Here is a 15,456-nt window from a genome sequence, read left to right as displayed (position 1 = left end):
GGCTGTCTGATGCTATTTAGACAGCCCTTTTTTATGCGTACCGCAATTCTGCCTCTTTCCCGGACGGACGAAAGCGTCGGAAGCAGGGGTATGCCGGCCGACCTCTCTCGTTCGTATTTTTTTCGGTTGCTTTTTCGGGTTCGGAATAGCGGATGTTCGTTCCGGATCGCCCGTCTTCTGCGGCTGCTTTTCGAACCGGAACCTTTGGACGGGGCGTGGTGCGTCTTTGCGCCGAGCCCGACGAATATGTAGAATATCTCTTTTTCATTTCCCGCCCCGGCGGAGCCCGAACCTGCGTTCGCCCCTGCTCCCGGCCCGACGGAACGCCTCCCTCGTGGGGACCGTTTCCTCGTTTTGGCCCGGCTCGCATTGCGCGCATATCTGTGCCCGGAGCATGCGCTTTTCATGTGTTGTCGAGAGAACGGTAATCGAGGGGCCGCTCTTCGGTGCAAAGAGGGTGGCGAACCCGGGGGCCTTCGGCAGCCGCCGTCGGAGCATTGTCCCCGGGTAGGGGCTCAGCAAGCTGCGATTCCCTCTTTATGGGGACCAAAGAGACGAAACATCGCGTCTTTCTTGTGTCCCTTTTGTCCCGTGGCAGAGCGTCCGAAAAGCGACCGGATAGCGGAAAGGGCAGACCCTGCCGATCTACGCCCGAAACGGACGACTAAGGCGCGGGGCGTGCGCCGTTGCGGGGGCAAATTGCGGGCTGTTCGTTGCTCGCCGATCTGCCGCAGTACGAACGGCACCGTTCCGTGTGCCGGAACCCGGTCCCGTTTCCGGCGCTTTTAAACCGACGGTTTCCGAAATGTCCCGCCGACTTCGGAGGAAGTAAATCGGGACGTAGGATGTTAAAATCCGTGCGTTGGATGCAGGAGAGAGTGTACCCATGCGAAGAGTGTGGCATGAGGACGGAGCGATGGCGGGCGTGCGGACAGCAGGGCCGTTTGCGTGCCGGGTGCAGTCGGAACGGATGCGAAGCGCGCTTTTGCGTTCGCCCGACAGGGCCCGTCTCGCGAACGGCGCCGGACAATTCGGGGTGCGGCTCCTCCCTTGGGAGCGGCCTGCGGCAACGGCGGCGCTACCGTTTATTCCACTCCGAGGAGGTCTGGTAGAATGCTACGGCCCGGTCGAGCATCCGATGGTCCGTGGTGTCGAGCGGCTGCATGTCGAAGGGGTTTGCGGCCGTGGGTGCCAATCGGAACTGTTCGAAACGTTCGACGGGCGAGAGTACCGTGAAAATGTCGTCTTCGAGATAGCCGAGGTCCTGATAGGTGGCGATGAAAGCGCGCGGCTCGTAATCGTCCGAGAGGACGTCGCGGCCGTAAAAACGGGAGTCGTATCCCAGTCCCAGCAGCGAGAAGAGCGTGGGCATCAGGTCGATCTGCGAGACGGTCCGCTCCACGACGGCCGGTGCGACGAACTCCGGCGCGAAGATGAAGGCGGGGATGTGGTATTTGTCGAGCGGGATTTCGGTCTTTCCGGCACTGGAGGCGCAGTGGTCGGCCGTAACGAGGAAGACCGTGTTGGCGAACCACGGTTGCCGCGCCGCTTCGCGGAAGAACTCTCCGAGGGCGTAGTCGCTGTACATCACGCCTCCGGCCCGCGATTTCGAATCGTGAGGGATGGCGATCTTGCCGGCAGGGTAGGTGAAAGGCCGGTGGTTGCTGACGCTCATCACGTGGGCGAAGAAGGGGCGGTCCGTGGCGGCGTCCGCATTGAGCGTCCGGATGACCTTCCGGTAGGCGTCTTCGTCGCATACGCCCCAGATGTTCGAGAAGGTGATCTCTTCGGGTGCATACTGGCGCTGGTCGACGATTTCGTAGCCGTTGCCGCCGAAGAAGGTCTCCATGTTGTCGAAATAGCTGTTGCCGCCGTAGAAGTAGCGTACTTTGTAGCCTTTGTCGCGGAGTATGGAGCCCGTGGAGTGCATGCCGGCGTTGTTTTTCTTCTTGATGATGCTCTGACCCGGGCAGGGCGGCAGCGAGAGCGTTACGGCCTCCAATCCGCGGACCGTGCGGTTGCCCGTAGCGAATACGCGGTCGAAGGCGAGGCTCCGCCCGTAGAGCGAGTCGAGCACGGGCGTGAGCCGGTCGGCATTGCCGAACCGCTCCATGAACGAGGCGCTCATGCTTTCGAGCGTGATGAGCACGATGTTGCGCTGCGGAGCGTTGTCGCGGCCGGCGACCGTCCGCAGGTTGTCCGCCGTGCTGCCGTATTCGGCATGGACGATGGCTTCGGCCGCGGCGTCGGGCATCGTGCGGTAGAACTGTTTGTAGTCGAGTTCGTTTTTCAGGAAAGCGTCGTAAAACTTGTAGAGGCCGTTGGCTTGCAGTTCGTTGACATAGGCATTCGCACTGTTCTGAAAACGGGTGTTGAACGACAACAGCCCGGCGGCTGCGGCGGCTGCCGCGAGGTAAACCGGTACGGCGAGGCCCTTCCAGCGGGCGCCCCGTAGCAGGTCGGTGCACTTTACGTCGTGCCGGAAAAGCAGCCACGCGACGACGAGCGTAACGACCAGCAGTACGGCGAGCATCGGGACGACGGGGTAGGACTCCATGATGTTGCCCACGACTTCGTTCGTATAGACCAGATAGTCGACGGCGATGAAGTTGTAGCGCACGCCGAATTCGTTCCAAAAGAAGTACTCGCACAGGCCGTTGAACAGGATGAGCCCGACATAAATGACGAGCAGTATGGCCAGCCATGTCTGCGACCAGCCTTTGCGGATGGACGGAACGAAGAGCCGCAGCGCGAAGCTGGCGGTCCAATAGCCCAGAAGCCCCGACGCGATGGCCGGTACGACGCTGCCGTACTCGTCGAAAACCGTGTGTCCGAACGTTACGTAACAGAAGGTCCCCGCCAGAATCGCCAGCAGCAGATAACCCCACGGGCTGCGGAACTTGCCCGATCCGACGCTCAGCGTATAGAGCCACAGAAACGCGAAAGCCAGCGTGGCGACCGCGAGGTCGTTCAGCGCTCCGAGCAGGAAGACTTGCAGCCATTCGCCGAACGTGAAGCCGAGGTCGGTGGTTTGTTCGTTGAACAGCAGTACGATGCGCACGAGTGTTTCGACCGCGAGGGTCAGCAGGACCAATTTGAGGTAGAGGCGCCCGAACAGGCGGAAACCGTTTTGCATAAGGGTGTCGTTTTTTGTCCGTGCAAAATTACGGTTTTTCTGCGAAATAGCAACAGGAAGGGGCGCTCTGTCCGGTTTTTACGCCTCGTTGCGAGGCGCACGCAGGGTTTTCCGGTTCGGGCCGCGTGAACGGGCAGAGATCGCTGTCGGGGTACGGTTCCGGCTGGCGTTTGTCGTATGCCGGCGTCGGTGCGCTGTACGGCCGGAGGCTTTTCGCGGTGCGGTAGGGACGCGCTGTCGGAGAATACGGACATGCGCAAACGAAGAGGCTGTCCGACAAATCGCGGACAGCCTCTTGCGAATTTTATGGAATAGACCCCTATTCGGCCGCAGGAGCCTCGGCGGCTTCGGGCCGCATGACGACCTTGACCATGTTGCCGTCGTCGAGGATCTTCTGTGCGAACTGCCGGATGTCCTCGTTGGTGAGGTTATTGAGGACATTCTCGTAGTTGGAGAGGTAGTCCAGACCGTTCGTATAATACTTGTCGATGTAGTCCATCCACGTGCCGTTCTGCTCCAGACCGATTTTCCACTCCTTCGCCAGATATTCGCGGGTTTTCTCCACGTCTTCGGTCAGAGGACCCTCTTCGGCGATCTTGCGGATTTCGGCGGTGATGATCTCCATCAACTCGTCGGCCATCTGTTCGTTGGTGTCGAACATCACGATGAGCGTGTAGTTTTCGTCGGGAGCGTAGGTCGACATGCCGCCTACCTGTACGCCGTACGAACCGCCTTTCTCTTCGCGTACCGATTGCAGGTAGCGCGAGTTGAGTGCCTGCGAGAGGAACGTCATCTTCATGCGGTTCTCGATCGTGTAGGGTACTTTACCCGTGAAATAGTACCATACCGAAACCTTGGGCTGCTGCATCGGAGTGCGGAAGTCGTTGACCACTTCGCCCGTAACGGGATGTACGCCGTCGTCCTTGAAGTTCATCTTCTCCTTGGTGGCGGGCAGCGAACCGATGTATTTCTCGACCAGCGGCTTGAGCGTCTGGAGGTCGACGTTGCCCACGAACGTGAACGTGAAGTTGTTGGCACCGGCATAGAGCTTGTCGTGGATCGGTTCGAGCTCCTCGAATTTCACGCCTTCGAGAATCTCGGGCGAGATCATCTGCCTGCGGAGGTTATTGTCGTACACGGTCTCCATCACCTTGTCCTGCACGATGTAATCCGGGTTCTTCAGCAGGTTCTCCACTTGTGCGCGGAGCTTTTTCATGAAGGTGTTGTAGTCGTCTTCGCTGTAACGGGGCGAGGTGAAGTGGAGGTATACGAGCTGAAGCATCGTTTCGAGGTCCTTGGGCGAAGCATAGCCCCAAAGCCCGTGCGAGTAGTTGTCGACCGAGAACCCGACCTGCGCGGTCTTGCCGGAAAGCTGTTTGCGCAGCTCGGTGGCCGGGAAGTTGCCGATACCCGACTGTTGCAGGATGCCGGCCATCAGCTCGGCGGTGTAGAATTCGTCGTCGCTGAGGATCGAAGTGCCGCCCGGGGTTTCGACCGCAAGACGAACCTCGTCGGCTTTGAAGGTCGTCGGCTTCACGATGATCTTCGCACCGTTCTTGAGCGTCCATTCCGTCGTGCCGAGCACTTCGTTGAACGACTCTTGTTTCACGGGCGAGCCCTTGAGCGCCTTTTCGTCGGGAATCAGCGGTTGCTTCACCACATTGTCCACATAGGCTTCGACTTCGGCGGTGCGGGCTTTCTCGATCATCGAGAGGATTTCCGCTTCCGTCGGGTTGTCAATTCCCTCTTTCTCGGGTGCGTTGACCACGACCACCCAGTTTTTGGGCTGGATCATCTGCTGGCAGACCGTGTTGATGTCGTCGACGGTGATCGTCGTGATCAGCGTGCTGTCGAGCTTCCATTCGTATTCGGCATCGGGGATGGCATAGCCTTTCTGGAAGTTCATCATCAGAGCGTCTTTGAATTCGCCGTTGAGGCGGTCGTTGCGGTTGGTGTACTGGCGTTCGGCGAAACGCATCAGATTGTTCTGCGCCCGCTCGAACTCGCCCTGCGTGTATCCGTAGCGGCGGATCTTCTCCATTTCGAGCAGAAGAGCTTCGAAACCTTTGTCGAACTGACCGTCTTCGGTCTTAATCTCGAACATCGTGGCTTCCAGCGTCGGGATGAGACCGATGCTGCCGTTGCCCATGCTCGCGTTGAGGAACGGGGCGTCGGTCTGCTGCGCGATCTCTTCGAAGCGGGCGTTCTGCATCAGCGTGATGTAGTTGAGCAGAATGTCCTGCATCTCACGCAGTACGAGACCGTTCGCCTCCCGGGGCATGGCGGGGCGCTTGATGAACACGGAGCCTGTCGTGGCGGTCATCTCGGGATCGGTGAACACCGAAATGATCGGTTCGTCGTTGTCCGGCACCACGATCGTCTCTTTCGTCGGAGCGTCTGCCGCGGGTGCGGGAATGTCCGCCATCAGGGTTTTCAGGTCCGCTTCGGTCTTGTCCACGTCGATGTCGCCCACGATCACGATGGCCTGATAGTCGGGGCGGTACCACTTGTGGTAGAAGTCTTCGATGTCCGAGTAGGAGAAACTCTTCAGACCTTCGAGCGAGCCGATCACGTTGCGGACTTCGTACTTGGTGCCTTTGCCGATATGCTTCACCATATTGATGGCCGAACGCCAGCCGGCACCGTCGCGCGTGCGCAGCTCCTCCGAGATCACGCCGCGCTCGGCGTCGATCTCCTCGGGCTGGAGGGCGATGAAGTGCGACCAGTCGTGCAGGATGAGCATCGCCGTGTCGATGATGCCCTGACGCGAGGTCGGAACGTCTTCGATCATGTACGAAGTTTCGTCCCACGTCGTGTAAGCGTTCAGATTGTATCCGAATTTCACGCCTACCGTCTCCAGATATTCGAGCATCTGCTTGCCCGGCAGGTTTTTCGTTCCGTTGAAAGCCATGTGTTCGAGGAAGTGTGCGAGACCCTGCTGGTTGTCGGCCTCCTGTATGGCGCCGACGTCGTGCAGGATGTAGAAGCTCGCCTGTCCCTTGGGCTTTTCATTGTGGCGAATGTAGTAGGTCAACCCGTTGTCGAGTTTGCCCATGCGGACTTCCTTGTCCGCCGGTATGGGCTCCATCGGATTCAGCTGTGCCTGTGCGTTCGACATCGAGAGGAACGCGGCGGCAACCACCATCAATAGTTTTCTCATAGATTCCGGTTTTAAATTGGTTTGCGTATACTGTTTATTTACTGGGTTTCTGTTCATGCGGCTCGTCCGGCCGATATTCGATGATGTCCCCGGGCTGGCATTCCAGTTCGCGGCAGATGGCCTCCAGCGTCGAGAACCGGATGGCCTTGGCCTTGCCGTTCTTGAGGATCGAGAGATTGGCGGGAGTGATGTCCACACGTTCCGCCAACTCGCCCAAAGACATTTTGCGCTTGGCCATCATGACGTCTATGTTGATGATTATCGACATGTTCCCCCCCCCGTTGATTCCGTGATATGTGTGTATTCCTGCATGCCGGTTCTCTTAAATCGTAAGTTTCTGCTCCTCGCTCAGATTCTGCCCGACGGCGAAAACTTCGGCCGTGAAGATAATCAGGATGCCCATGATGATCGTCGAGTAGGAGACCGTGAAGGTCGTATCCACGCCGATGTCCGTGCCGGCGAGCAGTTCGGCGGCACGGCTTTTCATGCACCATGCCGTGAAGTCGGTGCTCAGCTCCGCGAAAATCGTCAGAAAACCGATCGTCCGCAGAAACCAGACGTTCCGGCGGTCGAGCGTCCGCTCCTCGCGGATCGAGCGGCGGATCGAATGGATGATGAGGAACATCAGTACGATGACCGCTATGTAGGCCAGCATTTCGAGCATGGTGAGCAGATAGAACCACGGGCTGCCGCCGATGGCGTTGAAGGCGAGCCCCATCGGATCGGCGTCGGGATCGGCCGGGAGATCGACCGTCAGATTGAGATGCTGCACGGTCGGAGCGATGCGAATGTCGGAAAGCGTGTCCAGCCCTTCGATCGGGAATGCGAGTTTGGAGCTCAAAGGCACTTCGCCCAGCATGAAGATCTCGCGCGGAGCGCCTTCGGCCCAGTTGCGGGCGATGGCCTGCCCCAGCACCGCCCCTTCGGTATAGCCCTTCGAGAAATTGGGCCAAAGACTGTGGGCGAGCCCTGCCGCGAGCACGACGAAAAAGGTGATGTAGATCACGAGCATTCGTTGCAGGAGCGATTTCTTGTTTTGCATATCCGCCGGTTTTCGTTTGTATTTCGGCGGGGACGGCGCGGGCCGCGAACGGAATCGGATGCCACACGTCTCTGCCGAACGGAAATTTAGCTTCTGCAAAGTTAAAAATATATTTTCGAAAAACAAATAATATTTATCGTTTTACGATAAAAAATCGCGGACGAAAAAAACGGCCCGAAGGCCGTTGCGCAGTCCGACGAATCGCGCCGGGTCATTCCGCGTTGTCTTTCAGTTGTTTCCAGATAGAAGCGTTCGTGCCTGTGCCGACTGCAAAGGCGAAGATGATGCACAGAATCAGCACGACGACGAAAAGCGTTTCGGAGCCGATGAGCGTGCAGCAGCCCAGCAGGATGCCGCAGACGACCAGCAGGAAAAAGCCGATCGTGAGCGAGGCGAAGAAGATCATCCATTTGCTGCCGTAGGTGGCGTCGTTGCTCGCTTTGATGGCCTGCACGGGGTTCTTGTCCTTCTCGATGAGGAAGAGGAAGGAGAGCGACCATGCGATCGAAAGTACGATGCCCGGAATGTAGAGGAACGCGAACGCGATCAGCAGCGGGAGAATCTGAAGCCCCGCAGTCATGAAGAATTCGCCCATGTAGCGCCGCCATTTCGAGGCGAAAATATCCAGCGGATTGTAGACCCTGTCTTTCGCCAGTTCGGCGGGCAACAGGGTGAGGGCGATCGTCGTGCCTACATTTATATAAGGTATCCAGAGCGTAACGAGCCACAACAGGAGAGCTGCGAGGAGCGAAGGGGCGTTTTTGACACCCAGAACGAATGCGTCCTGAAGCGTCTGTGCGAAATCGAGTGTTTTCTTATCCATGATCGTGTTCTTTGGTGGATCGGTTGTTCTTTATGATCGCAAATGTAGTGTTTATTTCCCGAAAAGCCACATGTGTCGCGGGTTTTCGGGACGCATCTTCGGATGTTTTTCTCGGAATTTCCGTATCTTCGGCTTCGCTTTGGAGGCTTCGTCTCGGCAAAAACGAATTTTGTTCGTTTTTGCGCCCGACTTTTCGTATCTTTGCCCGAAAGGGGGCGCTCGGAGAGCTCTGCGGATCGGACGGATGGTCTGCCCGACGGGACGGAAGCCGGCCCTGCGGCCCCGCAACGGAACGCGATCATATCCTTTCGCCGCACCGGCGGCCGGATGGACGGGCGGTGTCGCACGGCCGGAGACGGTCCGGCCCGCAGAACAGACCCCTGTGGCCGGTACGGTCGGAACGGATGATCGGCTAACAGAAAGATTATGGCAGAGAAAAGTGTTTATACCTACCGCGTAGAACCGCAGGAAGTCGATTTTACGCTGTGTGCGACGGTGTCGGCACTGGGCAGCGCCGTGCTCAATACGGCGGGGCTCGACGCCCACCGGAAGGGATTCGGCGTCGATGCGCTCAACCGGCAGAACCATTCGTGGGTACTTTCGCGCATGGCCTTCGAGCTGGACCGCCGCCCCGGGCAGTACACGGATTACCGCATCGCGACGTGGATCAGCGATTACGGGCGGGTGCTCTCGACGCGAAACTTCACCCTCGCGGATGCCGCGGGCGAGGAGTTCGGCCGCGCCGTAACGCAGTGGGCGATGCTCGATCTTGCGAGCCGCGCGGCGGTCGATCTGTCGGGCGTGGGACGCGAGCATGCCGATGCGATCGTCGACGCGCCTTCGCCGGCTGAGAAACCCCGCAAGATTCTGTCGGTTACGCCCGTCGCAACGGCGGAACACCGCGTCGCGTACAGCGACATCGACTTCAACCGTCATATGAACACGATGCGCTACATCGACCTGCTGTTCGATGCGATGCCGCTCGATTTGCTCGCTTCGCAGCGGGCCGTGCGGCTGGACATTCACTTTCTGCACGAATGCCGCTACGGCCAGCAGCTCACGGTCGGATGGGAGCGGCAGGGCGATACGTGGCTTTTTTCGATCCGCAACGAAGAGCGGGAGGCCGTGCGCGCGTCGGTCGAGTGGCGGTAGGAGCTGCGTCTGTCCGGGCGGGCCGAAGCGCCGGCGGGCGGCGGCCCGCCTGCAACGGAATCCGGACTTCGCGCAGGGACGGGCGGTGCGAATGTGGAACGGGTTTTGCGGTGAATGCGGCAAAACCTTTTCTATCATGGAAGAAAAATCACAGAACAAGTTTCAGGAGAGCATCGACCTGTTGAACGATGCCATCGCCAAGGAGATCGCCACCTCGATGCAGTACATGTACTTTCATGTGCGGTTCGAAGACGCCGGTTACGAATATCTCTCACGGATGATGCGCCAGATTTCGATCGCCGAGATGCACCACATCGAGGAGTTTTCGGAGCGCATCATGTACTTGCAGGGCGACGTCGATATGAACCCCGCGTTCAAGACCCGTCAGATCCACGACGTGCAGGAGGGGCTGAAGTTCTGCATGGAGCTCGAAGCGAACACCATCGAGAGCTACAACATGGCGTCGCGCACTGCGTCCGAACACAAGGATGCCGTAACGCACAAGCTTTTTCAGGATACGATCGTCGAAGAGGAGCAGCATCACGACCTGTTCCGCACCGAGCTCCAGAATTTCATCGACTACGGACCGAAGGAGTATTTGCTGATGCAGTCGATCGCAGGCAGCAAGGCCAACAGCAAGAAGGCCGGGCACCCCGAGATGTACAAGGAGGAGGACTGACGCCGCGGCTGGCGGGGCGCCGACCCGAAAATATTCCCGGATTCGGAGTATGCGGCATCTTCGGCGGTCTCGGAAGATCCGGGGCAGTCTGACAAGTTGTTTTGCTCTTTTGAGAATTGTCTGTCCGGGAAAACTCCCGTATGGAAGAGGGTTGTCTAAGAGTTGTTGGACAGCCCTTTTTCGTGTCTGCTGTGGCGCCCTTGGACATCCCTGCCCGACAAAAACGAATTTATTTGCTTTTGCGCCCGACTTATTCGTATCTTTGTCTTCATGCAGAAGACGAAGATTACTGTTTTGGGGCCTGCCCATCCCTACCGCGGTGGGCTGGCTGCGATCATGGAGACCATGGCCCGCATTTTCATGCGCCGCGGCGCCGAGGTGGACGTCAAAACCTTCACCCGGCAATATCCGTCGCTGTTTTTCCCGGGAAGGAGCCAGACGGTCGGGACGCCCGCGCCGGGCGATCTGCGGATCGTCCGCTGCGTCGATGCGGTCGATCCCTTCAACTGGCTGCGCGTGGGGCGCCGCATCCGGCGCGAACGTCCCGATTTCGTGCTCGTGAAATACTGGACGCCTTTCATGGCGCCCTGCTTCGGGACGATCGCCCGCATCGCCCGTCGCAACGGACACACGCGGGTGCTGTGTCAGATCGACAACGTCGAGCCGCATGAACGGCATTTCGTCGACCGGCCGCTCAACCGTTGGTTCCTGAGGGCGGTGGACGGTTTCGTCTATATGTCGGAGCAGGTCCGCCGCGAACTGAGGAGCTACACGGACGCTCCGGCGCTCTTTTCGCCTCATCCGCTGTTCGAGCACTTCGGCAGTCCGGTGCCGCGCGGCGAAGCCTGCGCGCGGCTTCGGCTCGATCCGGCGGGCCGTTACGTGCTTTTTTTCGGGCTGATCCGCGAGTACAAGGGGCTGGACATCCTCCTCGACGCATGGGCGCGGCTGAAGGAGAGGGGCTCGACAGCGGGTCGCAAGCTGCTCGTAGCCGGGGAGTTCTACACCGATCCGGCCCCCTATCGGGCGCGCATCGAACGCCTCGGTCTGGAGAGGGACGTCGTGCTGCACGACCGTTTCGTGCCCGACGACGAAGTGAAGGACTACTTCTCGGCCGCGGATTTTCTGGTGCTTCCCTACCGGACGGCCACGCAGAGCGGCGTTACGCAGATCGCCTACCGCTTCGGGCTGCCGATGATCGTAACCGACGTGGGCGGCCTGCCGGAGATCGTGCCCGACGGGCGGGCGGGAATCGTCTGCCGGCCCGATGCGGATGCGGTGGCGGATGCGATCGGCCGGATGTATGCCGGCGGTGCTTTGGCGCGGTTCAGGTCCGGCGTCGCCGAGCAGAGCAAACGTTTTTCGTGGGAGGAGATGTGCGACCGCATCATGGAGCTGTACGATCGGGTGAAAGCCCGCTGACGTTGTACGGCCCGGGAGGTCTTCGTTCCGTCCTGTGCCGCGTTTTTCGCATTGCGAACTCCTCTTTCCCGGAAGTCGGAAGTCCGGGAAGCGGCCGGACTGAATGCGATAGGAAACGGGAACGGTTTTACGGTACATGGAACTGTGCCGTTCGCACAGCGGCGGCTCGGCGATCAGCGGACTGTCCGCGATGTGCCTGCGTGCGTGCATCCCGCGTCGTAGTCGCCTGATTCGAACGTTAGTTCGGTAGTTCCGTTTTTCGGTCGTTTGGGGGGGGCCTTTAGGCGGGGCGGGGTGCGACGGAGAAAAGTGGCGGAGCTGCAATTTCCCAACCTGCGAGGTCATAGACCTGACGAAAGCGATGCCGATGATCTGCCGTCTCTTCCTCCTTGCGGCGGAGCCTGTGCGGGGGAGGGAGGCCCCGGGATCCGTATGCGAACGCGAGGTTGTGAGCCGCCGCACGAAAGAGCGCCGCGATACCCGGGTATCGCGGCGCTCTTTCGTACAACGGCTGAGGTGCCGCTCTATTTTTCGATATTGGGCAGCTCCAGTCCGTAATGGTGTTTGCGGTCGATGGCCTTGAGGCAGAGACCGAGCACGAGAGCTATGCCGCCCAGTCCCGCGAAGATGAGCATCGGGGCGGTGTAGTTGTAGGACAGCGGGTCTGTAACGCCCGGATTTGTAGCCGACAACACGCGCCCGATGATGATCGGGAAGAGGTAGAGACCGATGTTCTGAATCCAGAAGATCACCGCATAGGCCGAGCCGAGCACGCGGCCGTCCACGAGCTTCGGTACGCTGGGCCACAGCGCCGCGGGTACCAGCGAGAACGAGATACCCAGCAGGATGATGGCCGCATAGGCGATCAGGGGCGACTGCGTGGCGGGCAGGACGAACGCGAAGGTGAGGTGGCAGCAGATCATGAGCACGGCGCCGAGCATCAGCATCGTAGCTCCCTTGCCCTTGCGGTCGAGGAAGTTGCCCAGAAGAGGCGTGATGGCCGCGGCACCCAGCGGGAAGACGAAGAAGACCAGACCGGCTTGCTCGGCCGTGTATTTGAGGTTGCATTGCAGCATGTTGATCGCATATTTCTGGAAGGGGAAGATCGCCGAGTAGTAGAGCACGCACAGCAGCGCCACGATCCAGAAGACCTTGCTGCTGAAGATGCGGCCGAGGTCGCTGATCTTGAACGGATCGTCTTTCTCTTCGCCGCTCTCGCCCATCTGGTTTTCGAGCTTGCGGTCCATGAAGGCGTAGGTGATGAAGCAGATCAACCCCACGCACAGCAGGATGACGGCCGCCAGCACGGGACGCGACACGCTCACGGGCTGGATCTTGTTGGCCAGCAGGGGCGAGCCGAGCACGACGACCGCCACGCCGATGCGGGCGATGGCCATCTCGACGCCCATGGCCAGTGCCATCTCCTTGCCCTTGAACCACTTCACGATGCCGCGCGACACGGTGATGCCGGCCATCTCGACGCCGCAGCCGAAGAGCATGAAGCCGATGGCCGACAGCTTGGCCGAGGCGGGCATGCCGTCGTAGAAGGGGGTGATGTTCCACCATTTGAGGGGCAGGTTCATGAAATTGTCCATGAAGGTCTGCGTGGCGCTGCCTTCGAAGGCGTTGCTCACGGCGTACCAGTTGACCAGACCGCCGCAGACCATCACGGCACCCGAGAGGATGGCCGTGAAACGCACGCCCATCTTGTCGAGGATGATGCCTGCGAAGATCAGGAAAAAGACGAAGACGTTGAGAAATGTCTCCGAGCCGGCGTAGCATCCGTAGGCGTCGGGCGTCCATCCCTTGGAGGTCGCCAGCAGCCCTTGCAGCGGCGAGAGTATATCCATGAAGATATACCCGAAGAACATGGCCCCGGCCAGCAGCACCAGTGCGGTCCAGCGCGCCGCAGGCGAATCGTTGAGTTTCTTTTGGATGATTTCTGTCATTTTATTTGGGTTTAACGGTTTGTCGGGGTTCATTCCTGCCGTGCGGCATAGCGTTTGAGCAGCGGATAGGCCTGCTCGATGCCCAGCTCGCCGGCTTTCGAGATGTCGAGATAGCCCTTGCGCGTGTCTTTCATGAAGATCTGGATCAGGCCGCGGTTGTAGTAGGCTTCGGCGAAGAGCGGGTCGAGTTCGATGGCCCGCGTGTAGTCTTCGTAGGCTTCGGGCAGTCTGCCCGAGAGAGCCCGCAGGGTCGCGCGGTTGTAGTAGTTGTAGGCCAGATCGGGGAAGAGCTTGATGGCCTTGTTCAGGTCGGCGATCGCTTCGTCGTAATTATAGGTGCGCTTGGAGGCGTGGTTGAGCCGGTTCGCGGGATCGGAGTCGATCGTGATCCGCTGGTAGGAGTTGTCGATCGAGGAGATGAAGTCGATCATCTCGGCCCGCGTGGTCGAGCGGTTGAGGTAGAGGAACGGATTGCCCGGGTTGAGTTCGATGGCTGCCGAATAGGTGTTCACCGCGTTGGTGTACTGCTTGATGAGCGACTGCGTGATGCCCCGTTCGAACAGCACGGTCCATGCGTCGGGCGTGCGGCGCAGCTGCTCGGCGCAGTGTTTATCGAATCCGATGAGCGAGTCGGCCGGAATGTCGCTCTCGCCGCACGAGATGGTGAGGTATGCGTTGCCGACGCGCTGTTTGAAGTCCTCGATACGCTGCACGTGGTAGCGGTCGGGGGCGGGCGCCGTGTCGGGATACATGAGCGTGAATTTGAAGAGCGGCAGCAGCTGCAACTCCTCGCCGCCCGTCCCGCGCGACGCGGACCGCTCGAAGCTGCCGCCCGAGAATTTGCTGTCGAACGAGAGCAGGCGGTCGAACCGCTGCGTGGTGTCGGCGAAAATCGAGTAGGTGCTGTCGCTCAGGCGCGAGCGGTATTCCGCGATCTTTTGTCGGGCGATGGCGCGGTCCTGCTGTGCTCCGGCTTCGTCGCGCAGCAGCGCGCGGAGGTTGCTGCGGTTGAGGTAGGCGTTGGCGAAGTCGGGGTAGAGTTCGATCGCCCGCGTGTAGTCCCGCACGGCGTCGTCGAGATTGCCCAGTTCGGTGTTCAGCAGTGCACGGTTGTAGTAGACCAGCACGTTGTCGGGCGAGTAGAACGCCACCTGATTGTAGTCGTCGAGCGCACGGTTGTAGTCGCCGATCTGCGTGCGCAGGATGGCGCGGTTGAAGTAGGTGAGGGCATTGGTGGAGTCGAGCCGGATCACCCGGTCGAAGTCCCCGAGCGATTGCATCGGGCGGTTGGTTTCGGAGTAGACCAGCGCGCGGTTGAAGTAGGAGAGCAGATACGTGGAGTCGCAGCCGATGGCTTTGTCGAAGTCCGCTTCGGCTTCGCGGTAGCGTTTCTGCTGCATGTAGAGCGTGCCGCGCCGGTTGTAGCTGTCGGGGTTTTCGCGGTTGGTGCGGATCGCGGTGTCGAAATTCTCGTAGGCGCGGGCCGTGTCCTTGAGGTAGAGATAGCAGACGCCGCGGTTGATGAAGGCGTCGGCCACCTTGTTCTCCTGTCGGATGAACATGTCGAAATCCTCGATGGCCTCCTCGAACTGCTGGTTCAGCAGGCGGGTAACGCCGCGGCTGTAATAGGGGTTGGGCAGATCGGGCCGCAGCTCGATGGCCTCCTCGAAGTCCCGCAGTGCGTCGTCGTAATTGCCCAGCCGCGAGCGGGTGATGGCGCGGTAGGTGTAGGCCGTGGTGAAGACGGGGTTCTTTTCGATGGCGGTCGTGAAGTCGGCGTCGGCGCCCAGCAGGTCGTCGAGGTTGTACTTGGCGATGCCGCGCAGGAAGTAGCCCTCGTAGGCATCTTCGTCGAAACGCAGCAGGGTGTTGAGCGTGCGTATGGCCTCCTGATAGTCGTTGTTCATCATGCAGGTGCGGCCCATCCAGAAGAAGTAATCCCGGTTGTACTGCGCATGCGCCGTCGCGCTCCCGAGGAGCGTGGCGAGCATTGCGATGATACCTGCGATCGATTTGCGCATCCTGTCCGACAGCCTGCTGTGTTTCGTTTCAGTGTATTTATTTGTATGACGAACGGATATTCCCGTCGAATT

10 protein-coding genes are annotated in these 15,456 nt (G+C 59.8%); 3 read left to right on the top strand and 7 right to left on the bottom strand.

Annotation, left to right across the window (positions count from 1 at the left end; genetic code table 11):
• Positions 1 to 1,078 precede the first annotated feature (1,078 nt).
• The 5 genes from BN3659_RS02320 to BN3659_RS02300 all read right to left on the bottom strand — a co-directional run bounded on the left by BN3659_RS02320 (position 1,079) and on the right by BN3659_RS02300 (position 8,161).
• Positions 1,079 to 3,136, bottom strand: a complete 2,058-nt coding sequence (locus BN3659_RS02320) for an LTA synthase family protein (protein ID WP_091534249.1) — start codon at positions 3,134 to 3,136, stop codon at positions 1,079 to 1,081.
• A 319-nt stretch (positions 3,137 to 3,455) separates the two neighbouring features.
• Positions 3,456 to 6,296: a M16 family metallopeptidase gene (locus BN3659_RS02315; RefSeq protein ID WP_253181051.1), complete on the bottom strand. Its 2,841-nt coding sequence runs from the start codon at positions 6,294 to 6,296 to the stop codon at positions 3,456 to 3,458.
• 34 nt (positions 6,297 to 6,330) lie between these two features.
• The gene (locus BN3659_RS02310; protein ID WP_091534246.1) at positions 6,331 to 6,564 is read right to left on the bottom strand and encodes a helix-turn-helix domain-containing protein; all 234 of its coding nucleotides are present in this window, start codon (positions 6,562 to 6,564) and stop codon (positions 6,331 to 6,333) included.
• Positions 6,565 to 6,618: 54 nt separating this feature from the next.
• The gene (locus BN3659_RS02305; RefSeq protein WP_091534244.1) at positions 6,619 to 7,338 is read right to left on the bottom strand and encodes a DUF2975 domain-containing protein; all 720 of its coding nucleotides are present in this window, start codon (positions 7,336 to 7,338) and stop codon (positions 6,619 to 6,621) included.
• A gap of 211 nt (positions 7,339 to 7,549) precedes the next feature.
• Positions 7,550 to 8,161, bottom strand: coding sequence for a hypothetical protein (locus BN3659_RS02300; protein WP_091534242.1), 612 nt, complete (start codon positions 8,159 to 8,161; stop codon positions 7,550 to 7,552).
• Between the two features lie 426 nt (positions 8,162 to 8,587).
• Here BN3659_RS02300 and BN3659_RS02290 point away from each other — a divergent pair, with 426 nt between their 5' ends.
• The 3 genes from BN3659_RS02290 to BN3659_RS02280 all read left to right on the top strand — a co-directional run bounded on the left by BN3659_RS02290 (position 8,588) and on the right by BN3659_RS02280 (position 11,414).
• Positions 8,588 to 9,313 (top strand): acyl-[acyl-carrier-protein] thioesterase, encoded by a 726-nt coding sequence (locus BN3659_RS02290; RefSeq protein WP_091534240.1) that lies wholly within the window; start codon positions 8,588 to 8,590, stop codon positions 9,311 to 9,313.
• Positions 9,314 to 9,449: 136 nt separating this feature from the next.
• Positions 9,450 to 9,992 carry a ferritin-like domain-containing protein gene (locus tag BN3659_RS02285; RefSeq protein WP_091534238.1) on the top strand — a complete coding sequence of 181 codons (543 nt, stop codon included), beginning with the start codon at positions 9,450 to 9,452 and terminating at the stop codon, positions 9,990 to 9,992.
• 270 nt (positions 9,993 to 10,262) lie between these two features.
• On the top strand, positions 10,263 to 11,414 hold the full coding sequence (locus BN3659_RS02280) for a glycosyltransferase (protein WP_091534237.1): 1,152 nt from the start codon (positions 10,263 to 10,265) through the stop codon (positions 11,412 to 11,414).
• Positions 11,415 to 11,938: 524 nt separating this feature from the next.
• Here the strand turns inward: BN3659_RS02280 and BN3659_RS02275 are convergent.
• The gene (locus BN3659_RS02275; protein WP_091534235.1) at positions 11,939 to 13,363 is read right to left on the bottom strand and encodes an MFS transporter; all 1,425 of its coding nucleotides are present in this window, start codon (positions 13,361 to 13,363) and stop codon (positions 11,939 to 11,941) included.
• Positions 13,364 to 13,392: 29 nt separating this feature from the next.
• The gene (locus BN3659_RS02270) at positions 13,393 to 15,384 is read right to left on the bottom strand and encodes a tetratricopeptide repeat protein (RefSeq protein ID WP_091534233.1); all 1,992 of its coding nucleotides are present in this window, start codon (positions 15,382 to 15,384) and stop codon (positions 13,393 to 13,395) included.
• Positions 15,385 to 15,456: the final 72 nt, after the last annotated feature.

This window comes from Alistipes sp. CHKCI003 (assembly GCF_900021155.1).
GTDB classification, from domain to species: domain Bacteria; phylum Bacteroidota; class Bacteroidia; order Bacteroidales; family Rikenellaceae; genus Alistipes; species Alistipes excrementavium.
The sequence above is the reverse complement of the archived record's forward strand: the minus strand, read 5'-3'. Positions and strand labels throughout refer to the sequence as shown.